The organism is Streptomyces sp. NH27, assembly GCF_056859195.1.
Window position 1 is genome coordinate 1 of sequence record NZ_JACEGK010000189.1, and the last position, 13311, is coordinate 13311.

At 71.0% G+C, this 13311-nt stretch carries 10 protein-coding genes; all 10 read right to left on the minus strand.

Annotation, left to right across the window (positions count from 1 at the left end):
• A partial coding sequence (locus tag AC13HU_RS17260) for a hypothetical protein (protein WP_483042767.1) occupies nt 1–1068 on the minus strand: 1068 nt, incomplete at its 3' end.
• Nucleotides 1061–1957, minus strand: a complete 897-nt coding sequence (gene rfbD, locus AC13HU_RS17265) for a dTDP-4-dehydrorhamnose reductase (RefSeq protein ID WP_483042768.1) — start codon at nt 1955–1957, stop codon at nt 1061–1063. The genes AC13HU_RS17260 and rfbD, both read right to left, overlap by 8 nt.
• Nucleotides 1954–2937, minus strand: coding sequence for a dTDP-glucose 4,6-dehydratase (rfbB, locus tag AC13HU_RS17270; protein ID WP_483042769.1), 984 nt, complete (start codon nt 2935–2937; stop codon nt 1954–1956). The genes rfbD and rfbB overlap by 4 nt, the downstream gene beginning before the upstream one ends.
• Nucleotides 2934–4001 carry a glucose-1-phosphate thymidylyltransferase gene (locus AC13HU_RS17275; RefSeq protein WP_483042770.1) on the minus strand — a complete coding sequence of 356 codons (1068 nt, stop codon included), beginning with the start codon at nt 3999–4001 and terminating at the stop codon, nt 2934–2936. Before AC13HU_RS17275 ends, rfbB begins: the two co-directional genes overlap by 4 nt.
• A 225-nt stretch (nt 4002–4226) precedes the next feature.
• Nucleotides 4227–6290: a hypothetical protein gene (locus AC13HU_RS17280; RefSeq protein ID WP_483042771.1), complete on the minus strand. Its 2064-nt coding sequence runs from the start codon at nt 6288–6290 to the stop codon at nt 4227–4229.
• Between the two features lie 205 nt (nt 6291–6495).
• Complete coding sequence (locus tag AC13HU_RS17285) at nt 6496–7995, minus strand: SDR family NAD(P)-dependent oxidoreductase (protein ID WP_483042772.1); 1500 nt, start codon at nt 7993–7995, stop codon at nt 6496–6498.
• A gap of 174 nt (nt 7996–8169) precedes the next feature.
• Nucleotides 8170–9612 (minus strand): GTPase ObgE, encoded by a 1443-nt coding sequence (obgE, locus tag AC13HU_RS17290; RefSeq protein WP_483042773.1) that lies wholly within the window; start codon nt 9610–9612, stop codon nt 8170–8172.
• A 134-nt stretch (nt 9613–9746) separates the two neighbouring features.
• Nucleotides 9747–10001 (minus strand): 50S ribosomal protein L27, encoded by a 255-nt coding sequence (gene rpmA, locus AC13HU_RS17295; RefSeq protein WP_202233703.1) that lies wholly within the window; start codon nt 9999–10001, stop codon nt 9747–9749.
• Between the two features lie 14 nt (nt 10002–10015).
• A complete protein-coding gene (gene rplU / locus AC13HU_RS17300; protein WP_483042774.1) occupies nt 10016–10339 on the minus strand; it encodes a 50S ribosomal protein L21 in 324 nt (107 codons plus the stop codon).
• 310 nt (nt 10340–10649) lie between these two features.
• The coding region (locus tag AC13HU_RS17305; RefSeq protein ID WP_483042775.1) for an Rne/Rng family ribonuclease at nt 10650–13311 on the minus strand (2662 nt) is incomplete at its 5' end.

Genomic DNA, 13311 nt, shown 5'->3' on the forward strand with positions numbered 1-13311 from the left:
CAGCCCGCGCAGCAGCGACGCCTGGAGCGAGCCGAAGACGAACAGCGGCACCCGGGCCAGCACCACCGCGGACAGCAGCGCGGTGATGAACGCGGTGTCGTCGGGCGCCAGCAGCTTCACGCTGATCACCGAGATGTTCACCAGCAGTTGGGCGAGCAGCGTGGAAGGGATCAGCGCCAGCAGACCGGACCACAGCGCCCGCCACGGCAGCGGCGGCGACGGCTGGAACGCCGTCGACCCACCCGGCCGGACGGACCCGCCCGGACCCGCGCCGGCCGCCGCACCCGCATCTGCCGGAACGTCAACGTCACCATCGGCCGCGGGGTTCGTACCGGCCACGCCCACCGCGCCCACCGCACCGGCCACGCTCGCCGCGGCGCGCCGGCTCACGGCGCCCTCCGCGCCGTACCGCGCCGCCCGCAGCACCCACGGCAGCGTGACTCCCACCGACAGCAGCGTCGGCACCGTCAGCACCGCGGCGAACAGCAGCGGCGAGTGCGCGCCGATCGCCGCGAGCAGCACCGAGAACACCACCCGCAGCACCCCGTCGAGCGCCAACTGCGCGCCGTACACGGTGAATCGGCCGGTGCCGGCCAGCATGCCGCGGGTCACGTACGCCACCGACAGCGCACCGAACGCCGCGCACAGCGCGCCGACCAGCGACAGGTTGCCGTCGAAGAGCCGGTTCGCGATCGGGTGCGCGAAGACCACCACCGGCACGCACACCGCGGCCAGCAGCCCCAGCGAGGTGGCCAGGCCGCGGCGCAGCACCGGACCGGTGCCCTCCCCCGCCACCACCCGGGCCGCGACCAGCCGGGTCATCTCCTGCTCGATCGGGAAGAACAGTCCGAGCCCGACCGAGAAGACCAGTGTCCACAGCACCGACACGCCCGCCATCCGGTCGGACGGCAGCGTACGGCCGGCGGCCGCGAGCTGGATGTAGCTGGCCAGCCCCAGCACCACGGTGCCGGCGCCGACCAGTGCGGTCCCAGGCGGCAGCACCGCGAGCGCGCGCCGGCCCAGTTGCCGTGCCCGCCCGCCGGCCGCGTCGGCCGGGGCCTCAGCCACGCTCGGCTGCGACCAGGGCGGGGAACGCCTCGGCCAGCGCCGACCGCCAGTCGCGGATCGGTGCGATGCCGGCCGACCGCCACCGGTCGTGGCCGAGCACGCTGTACGCCGGTCGCGGCGCGGGCCGCACGAACGCCTCGCTGGTGGTGGGCCGGACCCGCTCGGGGTCCGCGCCCAGCAGCCGGAAGATCTCCTGGGTGAAGCCGAACCAGGTCGTCTCGCCCGCACTGGTGCCGTGGTAGACGCCGGCCGGCGCGTCGCCGGCGAGCGCCGCCTCGCCGAGCCGGACCAGCTGGTCGGCGAGGTCCACGGTCCAAGTGGGCTGCCCGCGCTGGTCGTCCACCACGTCGAGGGTGTCCTTGACGCCTTCCAGCCGGATCATGGTGCGGACGAAGTTGCCGCGCGCCGCGCCGTACAGCCACGCGGTGCGCACCACGTAGCCGTCGTCGGGCAGGGTGTCGAGCACCGCCCGCTCGCCGGCCAGCTTGGTGCGCCCGTAGGCGCCGCGCGGGCCGGTGGCGGCGTCCTCGGTGTACGGCTGGTCCGCGTCCCCGGCGAAGACGTAGTCCGTGGAGACGTGGACCAGCTTCGCGCCGGACTTGGCGCACGCCTCGGCGAGGTGCCGGGGCCCGTCGCCGTTGATCCGCGCGGCGTCGGCCTCGCGGCTCTCCGCGTCGTCGACCCCGGTCCAGGCCGCGCAGTTGACGACCAGCACGGGCTGGTGCTCGGCGATCGCGGTGGCGACCGCCTCGGGGTCGGTGATGTCCAGGGCCGTGCTGCCCAGGGCCACCACCGCGATACCGGGCTCGGTCCGCAGCCGGACCAGCAGGTCCTGGCCCAGCATCCCGGCGGCGCCGGTCACCAGCCAGGTCGCGTTCGGCGGTTTCACAGTGTGGCGCGCTCCTTCAGCGGCTCCCACCAGGCCCGGTTCTCCCGGTACCAGGCGACGGTCTCGGCCAGGCCGGTCGCGAAGTCCTTGCGCGGCTCGTAACCCAGCTCGGTACGGATCTTGGTGCAGTCGACCGAGTAGCGACGGTCGTGGCCCTTGCGGTCCTCGACGTACTCCACACTGTCCCAGCCGGCCCCGCACGCTTCGAGCAGCATGCCGGTGAGTTCCTTGTTGGACAGCTCGGTGCCGCCGCCGATGTTGTAGACCTCTCCCGGGCGGCCGAGGTTCCGTACGAGGTCGATTCCCTGCACATGGTCGTCGATGTGCAGCCAGTCCCGGACGTTGCCGCCGTCGCCGTAGAGCGGCACCTTGCCGCCGTCCAGCAGGTTGGTGATGAACAGCGGGATGACCTTCTCCGGGAAGTGGTGGTGCCCGTAGTTGTTGGAGCAACGGGTCACCCGCACGTCCAGGCCGTGGGTGCGGTGGTAGGCGAGCGCGATCAGGTCGCTGGACGCCTTGGCCGCGGAGTACGGCGAGTTCGGCTGGAGCGGGTCGGTCTCGGGCCAGGAGCCCTCGGCGATCGAGCCGTACACCTCGTCGGTGGAGATGTGCACGAACGTCCGCAGGTCGTTGCGGAGCGCCGCGTCCAGCAGGGTCTGGGTGCCGGCCACGTTGGTGGTGATGAACTCGGTGGCGCCCAGGATCGAGCGGTCGACGTGCGACTCGGCGGCGAAGTGCACCACCTGGTCGTGCTCGGCGAGCAGCTTGTCGACGAGCTCGGCGTCACAGATGTCGCCCTGCACGAACCGGAAGCCGGGGTGGGCGCGGACCTCGTCGAGGTTCGCCGGGTTGCCCGCGTAGGTCAGCTTGTCCAGGACGGTGATCTCCACGTCCCCGGGCCCGGTCGGGCCGAGCAGCGTACGGACGTAGTGGGAGCCGATGAAGCCGGCCCCGCCGGTCACCAGTATGCGGTCGGTCATGACGAGATCTGCACCTTGCTGTGATCGCCGAGCACCAGGCGGTGCGCGGCAGGGTTGCGGGGGGCCGGGGTCACTTCGACGTTGCGCCCTATGAGCGACGCCTCGATCCGGCGCACACCGGTGAGCGAGGAGTCGCGCAGCAGGATCGAGTACTCGATCTCGCTGTCCTCGATCCGGCAGTTCTCCGACACGGAGGTGTACGGGCCGACGTACGCGTCGCTGATCACCGAGTCCCGGCCGATGATCACCGGGCCGACGATCCGGCTGCCGGCCACCTTCGCGCCGGCCTCGATCCGGACCCGGCCGATGATCTCGCTCTGCGCGTCGACCTCGCCGAGCACCTCGGGTTCGAGGGTGTCCAGCACCGACCGGTTGACCTCCAGCATGTCGGTGACGTTGCCGGTGTCCTTCCAGTAGCCGGAGATCGTGGTGGAGCGCACGTCGCGCTGCTCGTCGATCAGCCACTGGATGGCGTGGGTGATCTCCAACTCGCCGCGCCAGGACGGCTTGATGGCGCGCACCGCCTCGTGGACAGCCGGGGTGAAGAGGTAGACGCCGACCAGCGCCAGGTCGCTCTTGGGCTGCTTCGGCTTCTCCTCCAGGTTCTTCACCCGCCCCTGCGCGTCGAGTTCGGCGACGCCGAAGGAGGTCGGGTTCGGCACCTTCGTGAGCAGGATCTGCGCCTCCGGGCGCTCCGCCCGGAACTCCTCGACGAGGCCGGTGATACCGCCGACGATGAAGTTGTCGCCGAGGTACATCACGAAGTCGTCCTCGCCGAGGAACTCGCGTGCGATCAGCACCGCGTGCGCCAGCCCGAGCGGCGCGTCCTGCGGGATGTACGTGACGTCGATACCGAGGGCGGAGCCGTCGCCGACGGCCTCCTTGATCTCGCCGGCGGTGTCGCCGACGACGATGCCCACCTCGGTGATCCCGGCTTCGGCGATGGCTTCGAGGCCGTAGAACAGCACCGGCTTGTTGGCGACCGGCACCAGCTGTTTGGCCGAGGTGTGGGTGATCGGCCGGAGGCGGGTGCCCGCCCCGCCGGAGAGCACAAGTGCTTTCACGTTACGTGTCCCATGCAGATGGATTCAGGGGGCGGTCACTGCGGGCCGCGACCCGCGCCCCCGGCTGCGAGCATACCCGGACGTCACCGCGCGTTTCGCTCCTGGCCATCTGCGGCCGGTTCCTCATCGGCGCGCCGTTCCGGAGCGGTTCATTCCATTTGGCTTCGTTTTCAACCCCACCAGGACATGATCTTGGTGGGGTTGAAAACGGAGCTTAGGCCCTGGCTAGGCCCTGGCCTGCGCGGTCGGGCCGTCCAGCGGATCGACGTCACCCGCCTGCCCCAGTGCGGCCTGCTGGACGAGGCGGACGTCGGCCCGGTGCGCGAGGTCGCGCACCGCCTGCGAGAACCGCTCGATGGAGGTCGGGTGGTCGGGGCCGAGCAGGTACTGCTTGATCTCCTTGCGCGACCCGGCCAGCGGGTCCCGCTCGGGGGTGACCACGGCCGTGACCAGCTCGCCGACCCGGCTTGCCGAATTGTCCAGGATGAGAGCGGCGCGGGCGGCGGTGTTCTGCCGCTTGAACTCCTCCTCGCCCAGTTCGGCCGAATCGGTGATGGCGTACGGCTTGCCGGTCGCCACGAAGTCCGACACCACGCTGGAGATGTCCGAGACCATCGCGTCGGACTCGTTGAAGCACTCGTACAGGTGAGGCATCGGGCCGGTGACGACCTTGTGCTCCCAGGCGCTCAGCGACTTCCAGTACGCGGTGTTCCACCGGGCGCGCAACTCGGCGAGCCGCACCGCCAGTTCCGGGTCGGCGATCGAGTCGCGGGACATGACCGCCATGTCCCCCTCGGCGGAGGTCGCTTCGGCCACCAGCGACTCCAACTCGGCTTCAATCGAGGCGAGTTCGGTACGGGCCACGGCCTGTGCCGCCTTGCCCTCGGCGATCCGCGCGGACCACGCCGGGTCGGCGGCGCGCTCGGCGTTCGCCTTCGCCAGCACCGCGACCACCTTGTCGTGGGCCCGCTTCGCCTTCGGGTTGACGGTGCCGGTGAACGGGTGCGGCTTGTACAGCACCCGGACCGGGGTCGCGGACGTGACCAGGCCGCGCACGATGTTCGCACCGGCCAGCATCAGCGAGGTGTTGCCGGGCTCGTCGGTCCAGCCCTCCCAGGTCGGCGCGTACAGCACGGTCGGGATGCCGGTCGCGGCCGAGCCGTCCCGGGCGGCGATCCCGGCGAGCTGCGGGCGGCCCACCTCCACCACGTCCTCGTCACGCACCCCGACATCGGCGAGCGCGTACCGGTCCCGGCCCGCCTTGCCGGCCGACCACACCTCGTCGTACGCCTTGCTGAACGGGTTGATGCTGGCGACCTTGTCGCTGTCGCCGTGGCCGACGAAGACGTGCTTCATGCTCGGCACCCGCAGCAGGTGGATGTTCTTGCCGACGTTCGCCGGGTACAGCGCGACCCGCACGGTGGACAGGTCCATGTTCATCAGGTGCACCGCACCCGGCACGCACAGCACCGGCACCGCGGTGTCGGCGAGCTGGAGCAGGATCGCCCGCTCCCGCAGGATCACCAGCGGCCGCTCCCCCGGCATGTCCGCCATCGTGTCCAGCCACATGTTGACCTGGTACGCGGAGTCGGGCGAGCCGGAGAAGTACAGCACGGTGCTCGGCCGGTACCCCCGCAGCCAGGTGTCCATGAACGCCAGCGCGGCATCGGTCTTCGCCGGCAGCCTGCGGCGGGTGAGGTACGGCGCCAGGGCCAGCGTGTACACGATGCCCAGGCCGAGCGTCAGCGCGGTACCGAGGTAGGCGAACCCGATGTGCCCGGCCTTCGCGTACAGCAGGAAGCCGACCATCGCGAACAGGTCGAGGTGCAGTATCTTCTCGGCCGCGCGCGAAGTCAGCGCGGCCGACGGCGCGTTGGTGATGCGCATCCCGCTCAGGTCGATGTTGCGGGTGCCGAACGGCAGCTTGCGGCGGTTGCGGATCAGCGTGATCAGGGCCGCGTGCGGGGCCTGCATGCCGTAGAAGACCAGGAAGCAGACGATGGCCGCGGAGAACGCCCGGGTGTTGGCGAGGTTCATCTGCGCCATCAGCAGCACCAGCGTCAGCTCACGCAGCAGGAAGCGCAGCGACAGCCCGGCCCGGGCCTTGCCCAACCGGTTGATCAGGTACGACCGGCGCTGGTGCAGGAACCAGTCCGTCACGTAGCTGACCGCGCCGGCCGCCACGAAGAACCACAGGCTCGGCAGCAGCGCGGCGATCACCAGGCACGGATAGCTGAGGAGCATGAGCAACGCGGCGGCGAGTTCGCCGCCGGACGCCACGCGGGCCATGCGAATGGCTTTTGAGATCACGGGGTGACTGCTCCAGTGCGATGTCGAATGAGACGTCGAATGAGGATACGGAGGTTGCGTAAGGCGAGGAGGCGGTGCGGGAAGGGGCGGGCCGGCCGGCGCCGCGCCCCCTCATCAACGGACGAAGTCCCTGGGCGCACCGTGTCACGCGGGCCCAAGGACTGTCGATCCGATCCGGTCGAAACTACTGCTCGTCCTCCCCCTGGGCGAGGACGTGTGCCAGCGCGCGCTCGATCCCCGAGGCGCCGGACAGACCCTGCATCGGGTCCTGCTGGCGGACGTCGATCACATGGCCGGTGAGGGTGGAGAGCAGGACGTCGAGCGAGGTGCGGGCGACCGCCTCCGAGGAGAGCAGGCTGCCGGCCGGTTCCTGGCCGAACGCCTTGGTGCGCATCGGGGTGGCGGTCCGCTCGGGGTTGACGCAGTTGACCCGGATACCGTCACCGGCCCACTCGTCGGCGAGCGCCTGGGTGAGGTTCACCATCGCGGCCTTGGTGGACGAGTACAGGCTGTACTCGGCCCGGCCCCGGGTGTAACTGCTGGAGGTGTAGAGCAGCAGCTGGCCGCGGGTCTCGGCGAGGTACTTGTGGGAGGCGCGGGCGATCTGCACCGGCGCGAGGTAGTTGACCCGCAGCGCCTCTTCGATGGTGGCGTTGTCGGTCTCGGCGAGCTTGCCGATCCGCAGCACGCCCGCGGTGTTCACCACGTAGTCGACCCGGCCGGTCTCCGCGTAGGCCCGCGACAGCGCGTCGTCGACGTGCTCGGGGTCCTCGACGTGGGTGCCGGTGGTGGAGCGGCCCAGCGCGAAGACCTTCGCGCCGTACCCCTCGGCCATCGCCGCGATGTCGGCGCCGATGCCGTAGGAACCGCCGAAGACCACCAGGGTCTTGTCGGCGAGCAGTTCGCGGTACGCCGCCTCGTCGGACTGGCCGGGGGCCGCGGTGGAGGCGAGCTGGAAGAGCTTGTCGACGATGAAGACGTCCACCGGGGTGGTCACCTTCATGTTGTGCTCGTCGCCGGGGACCACGTAGATCGGCACGTCCGGCAGGTACCGCAGTACCACCGAACAGTCGTCCGTCGCCTGGAAGTTGGGGTCGCCGTCGGCGATCTCGTAGGCCCGGCGGATGGTGGACAGCCGGAACGCCTGCGGGGTCTGGCCGCGGCGCAGCCGGGAACGGTCCGGCACCTCCGTGATGAACTCGCCGTCGCCGCCGTGGGTGCGGGTGACGATGATGGTGTCCGCGGACGGGATCGCCACGTCCACCGCTTCGTACCGGTCCAGCGCGGCCACGCAGTCGGCGATCACCCGCTGCGAGATCAGCGGGCGCACGGCGTCGTGGAACAGCACGTTGCGGTCCTGGCCGGGCTCCAGACCCTCGCTCAGCGCGGCGATGGCGCGCTCGGTGGTCTCGTTGCGCGTCGTGCCGCCCTCGATCACCCGGCTGACCTTCTTCAGACCGGCCTTCGTGACGATCTTCTCGACGTCCGGGACGTAGCCCGGCGCCATCAGCACGATGACGTCGTCGATCGCGTCCGACTGCTCGAAGATGGCGAGCGTGTGCTCGATCACCGCTTTGCCGGCGATCTTCAGCAGTTGCTTGGGAATCGACAGGCCGACCCGCTGCCCCGTGCCACCGGCAAGGACGACAGCGGTGGTACGGGTTTGGGCAAGGTGCAGGGACACGTGAGACCTACCTAGCGGCAACAAGAGATACGGGGATCGTCTCACCCCCGGTAACCGTCTCGCAAGGCGGGGTTCACCGAGGCACGCGATACGGCTCCCCGCCACGACGCTTCCGGACCCCTACCCGGCCGCAAGGTCCGGCGACCTACCCGGGCGGGCAGCCCGGGCGGTCCGTCACCCTCCGAACGGATGGAACTCGTCATACGCGTCGGCCGCCTCGTCGTGCTCGGCCTGGCGGTCACGCCGCCGGCTCGCCGCGGGCCGCGGAGCGTCGAAGCGGTGGTCCTCACCACGCCGCCCCAGCATCTCGGCGCCGGCCGCCAGCGACGGCTCCCAGTCGAAGACCACCGCGTCGTCCTCCGGCCCGATCGCGACGCCGTCGCCCGACTTCGCCCCCGCCGTGACCAGCTCGGCCTCGACGCCGAGCCGGTTGAGCCGGTCCGCGAGGTAGCCGACCGCCTCGTCGTTGCTGAAGTCGGTCTGCCGCACCCACCGTTCGGGCTTCTCGCCACGCACCCGGTACAGCTCCCCGTCGTACGTGACGGTGAACCCGGCGTCGTCGACGGCCTGCGGCCGGATCACCACGCGAGTGGACTCCTCGGCCGGGCGCGCCGCCCGCGTCTCCGCCACGATCCCGGCCAGCGCGAACGACAGTTCCTTGAGCCCGGCGTGCGACACCGCGGACACCTCGAAGACGCGGTAGCCGCGCGCCTCCAGGTCCGGCCTGATCATCTCCGCCAGTTCCTGCCCGTCGGGCACGTCGATCTTGTTGAGCACGACCAGCCGCGGCCGGTCCTCCAGCCCGCCGCCGTACGCCCGCAGCTCCGCCTCGATGACGTCGAGGTCGGTCGCCGGGTCGCGGTCGGACTCCAGCGTCGCGGTGTCCAGCACGTGCACCAGCACCGAGCAGCGCTCGACGTGCCGCAGGAACTCCAGGCCGAGCCCGCGGCCCTGGCTGGCGCCGGGGATCAGTCCGGGCACGTCGGCGATCGTGTAGACGGTCGAACCCGCGTTGACCACCCCGAGGTTCGGCACCAGCGTGGTGAACGGGTAGTCCGCGATCTTCGGCTTCGCCGCGGAGAGCACCGAGATCAGCGAGGACTTCCCCGCGCTCGGATAGCCGACCAGCGCCACGTCGGCGACGGTCTTCAGCTCCAGCACGATGTCGCGGGCCTGCCCGGGCACCCCGAGCAGCGCGAAGCCGGGCGCCTTGCGCCGGGCCGAGGCGAGCGCGGCGTTGCCGAGGCCGCCGCGGCCACCCTGGCCGGCGACGTAGGTGGTGCCCTGGCCGACCAGGTCGGCCAGCACGTTTCCGTGCCGGTCCTGCACGACGGTGCCGTCCGGCACCGGCAGCACCAGGTCGGTGCCGTCCTTGCCGGAGCGGTTGCCGCCCTCGCCCGGCTTGCCGTTGGTGGCCTTGCGGTGCGGGCTGTGGTGGTAGTCGAGCAGGGTGGTCACATCCTGGTCGACGACGAGGATCACGTCCCCGCCCCGCCCGCCGGTGCCGCCGTCGGGCCCGCCGAGCGGCTTGAACTTCTCCCGGTGCACGGAGGCGCAGCCGTGGCCCCCGTTACCCGCGGCGACATGCAGTTCGACGCGGTCCACGAAGGTGGTCATGGGTGCTTCCTCCAGAACGTACGGGTTCACGCGGTTCTTACTGGGCCTACTGGCCTTGTAACACGCCGAGGGCGGCCCCGCTTCCCGGAGTCCGGGAAACGGGTCCGCCCTCGAAGGTTCTTACGGCCTGCCTCTCAGGCGGCCGGAACGATGTTCACCACGCGGCGACCGCGCTTCACGCCGAACTCGACCGCACCGGCGGACAGCGCGAACAGCGTGTCGTCCTTGCCGATACCGACGCCGGAGCCGGGGTGGAAGTGGGTACCACGCTGACGGATGATGATCTCACCGGCGTTGACGACCTGGCCGCCGAAGCGCTTCACACCGAGCCGCTGAGCGTTGGAGTCGCGCCCGTTCCGGGTGGACGATGCGCCCTTCTTGTGTGCCATCTCTCCTCAGTCCCTTACTTCGCAGCCGCGGCGGGGATGCCAGTGATCTTCAACGCCGTGTACTGCTGGCGGTGACCCTGGCGACGGCGGTAACCGGTCTTGTTCTTGTAGCGCAGGATGTCGATCTTCTTGCCCTTGTGGTGGTCCACAAGCTCGGCCTCGACCTTGATCCCGGCGAGCACCCACGGGTCGCTGGTGACGGCTTCGCCGTCCACGACGAGCAGCGTCGAGAGCTCGACCACGTCGCCGACCTTGCCGGTGGGAATCCTGTCAACCTCGACGATGTCGCCGACGGCCACCTTGTGCTGGCGGCCACCACTACGCACGATCGCGTACACGCGGAACTCACTCTCTCGCTCGATTCGAAAACCCCTGATGCCAGCCACTCCATTACTGCCGCGGAGGGGCCTCTCCCGGTGGAGGCTTGGGAGGAATGTGCTCAGTGGAAGGCGCAGAAACGCCGAAGGTCCAGGCTACGGACCGCGTCCACCCGGGTCAAATCCGGCCAGGGTCGAGCAGGGCCGCCCGGGTCGCCCGTCCCTGTGGATTCCCGGACCTTGCGCCCGGTGGTGGGTTGCCCGCGAGCAACCCACCACCGGCAGGTGATCCCGAGACGGGGTCCGGGGGCACCCCGGAGGGTCCGCCCAGCTACTCCGCGGGAGAACTTGCCTTCTTGGTCGCGGCCTTCTTCGTGGCCGTCTTCGTGGTCGTCTTCTTGGCCGCCGCCTTCTTAGTGGCGGCCTTCTTCGCCGTCTTCTTGGCCGCCGCCTTCTTCGCCGGGGCCTTGCGGGCCGCCCGCTTCTTGGGCTCGGCCTCGGAGGACGGCTCGCCGTCAGCCTGCTCGGGCGCGGCCACCTCCGCGGGCGCGGACTCGGCCGACGGTACGACCACCACCGCGGCTTCCTCGGCCGCGGCCGGCGCCCCCGCGGGCGCGGTCGCCTTACGGGTGGCGCGACGGCGGGTACGGGCCGGCGGCTCCGTCGAGACGGCCGGCTCCGGCTCGACCTCGGCCGGCTCCACCTCGGGCTCGCTGACCGGGACGACCACGACGGCCGGCTCGGGTTCGTGGTCCGCGGCGGCGGGTGCCCCCGCGGGCGCCGTGGCCTTGCGGGCACCGCGACGCCGGCCGCGGCCACGGGAGCCGTTCGCGGCGGCCTCCGCCTCGGCGGCGCTGCCGAACCACTCCTCCTCCGGGTCGCCGACCGCCGGCACCAGGTCCGACTCGCCGACCTCGATCGGCTCCAGCTCGGGCAGCTCGGCCTCGTCGCCCTGCGCCGACTCGGCCTCGACGGCCGTCTCGTGCTCGTGGTCGTGGTCGTGCTCGCCCGCGGTACCGGCACCGCGACGCCGCTTGCGCTTGCCGCCGCCACCGGTGGTGGTCGCCTGGTCCATGTGGACGATGACGCCCCGCCCGTTGCAGTGCACACAGGTCTCGGAGAAGGACTCCAACAGCCCCTGTCCGACCCGCTTGCGGGTCATCTGCACCAGGCCGAGCGAGGTGACCTCGGCCACCTGGTGCTTGGTCCGGTCCCGGCCCAGGCACTCCAGCAGCCGCCGCATCACCAGGTCGCGGTTGGACTCCAGCACCATGTCGATGAAGTCGACCACCACGATCCCGCCGAGGTCGCGCAGCCGCAGCTGGCGGACGATCTCCTCGGCCGCCTCCAGGTTGTTGCGGGTGACGGTCTCCTCCAGGTTGCCGCCCTGCCCCGTGAACTTGCCGGTGTTGACGTCGACCACGACCATCGCCTCGGTCTTGTCGATCACCAGCGAACCGCCGGACGGCAGCCACACCTTGCGGTCCAGCGCCTTCAACAGCTGCTCGTCGATACGGAAGTTGGCGAAGACGTCGACCTCCGACGTCCAGCGCGACAGCCGGTCGACCAGGTCGGGCGCGACGTGCGAGACGTACTCGTGCACGGTGGACCACGCCTCGTCGCCGCTGACGATGACCTTGGAGAAGTCCTCGTTGAAGATGTCGCGGACCACCCGCACCGTCATGTCCGGCTCGCCGTACAGCAGCGTGGGCGCGTTGCCGCTCTTGGACTTGCGCTTGATGTCCTCCCACTGCGACTGGAGCCGCTCCACGTCGCGGCGCAGCTCGTCCTCGCTGGCGCCCTCGGCGGCGGTGCGCACGATGACGCCCGCGTCCTCGGGGACGACCTTCTTCAGGATGGACTTCAGCCGGGCCCGCTCGGTGTCGGGCAGCTTGCGGCTGATGCCGGTCATCGAGCCCTCGGGCACGTAGACCAGGTAGCGGCCGGGCAGCGAGACCTGGCTGGTCAGGCGGGCGCCCTTGTGGCCGATCGGGTCCTTGGTGACCTGCACGAGCACCGGCTGGCCGGACTTGAGCGCGGACTCGATCCGGCGCGGGCCGCCGGACATGCCCAGCGCCTCGAAGTTGACCTCGCCCGCGTACAGCACCGCGTTGCGGCCCTTGCCGATGTCGACGAAGGCGGCCTCCATCGACGGCAGCACGTTCTGCACCTTGCCGAGGTACACGTTGCCGACGTAGGAGGTCGACTGCTCCTTGTTCACGTAGTGCTCGACGAGGACGTTGTCCTCCAGCACGCCGATCTGGGTGCGGTCGCCGTTCTGCCGGACCACCATGACGCGCTCGACCGCCTCGCGGCGGGCCAGGAACTCGGCCTCGGTGATGATCGGCACCCGGCGGCGGCCCTGCTCGCGGCCTTCGCGGCGGCGCTGCTTCTTCGCCTCCAGGCGGGTGGAGCCCTTGATGGACTGCACCTCGTCGGAACCGGTGCCGCCCTCGTAACGGGAGCGCGGCTCGCGGACCTTGACGACGGTGCGCTCCGGGTCGTCGGAACCGGCGGCGGGCGCGTTGTCGTCGCCGCCGTCCGAGCCGCGGCGGCGACGGCGGCGCCGGCGGCGGCTGCTGGAGGAGGAGCCACCCTGGTCGTGGTCGTCGTCGTGGGCGCCGTTGTCGTCCTCGTCGTGGCCCTCGGCCGACTCGTCGGACTCTTCGTCGGAACCGTTGTCGTCGTGGTCCTGGTCGCCGGACTCGCCACGGCGACGGCGACGGCCACCGCGACGGCGGCGCCGGGACGGGCGGTCCTCGCCGTCCTGGTCGGCGTCGGACCCGTCGGCCCCCTCGCCGTCATGGTCGTCGTGGTCGTCCGCCTCGTCCTGATCGGCGGCGCTGTCGGCGGCGGCCGGCGCGGACTCGGCCTCCTGCTCGTCGGCCGCGACGGCCGGCGACTGCTCGGGGGCGGTGCCGCGGCGACGGCGGCGCCGGCGCGGGGTCCTGTGCTCGTCGGCCTCGGTGTCGGTGTCGGTGTCCGCGCTCTCG

Bases quoted from the DNA above. Each gene is read 5' to 3' on its own strand.
- rfbB (WP_483042769.1), bottom strand. From the start codon at position 2,937: ATGACCGACCGCATACTGGTGACCGGCGGGGCCGGCTTCATCGGCTCC.
- AC13HU_RS17280 (WP_483042771.1), bottom strand. From the start codon at position 6,290: ATGGCCCGCGTGGCGTCCGGCGGCGAACTCGCCGCCGCGTTGCTCATG.
- obgE (WP_483042773.1), bottom strand. From the start codon at position 9,612: ATGACCACCTTCGTGGACCGCGTCGAACTGCATGTCGCCGCGGGTAAC.
- rpmA (WP_202233703.1), bottom strand. From the start codon at position 10,001: ATGGCACACAAGAAGGGCGCATCGTCCACCCGGAACGGGCGCGACTCC.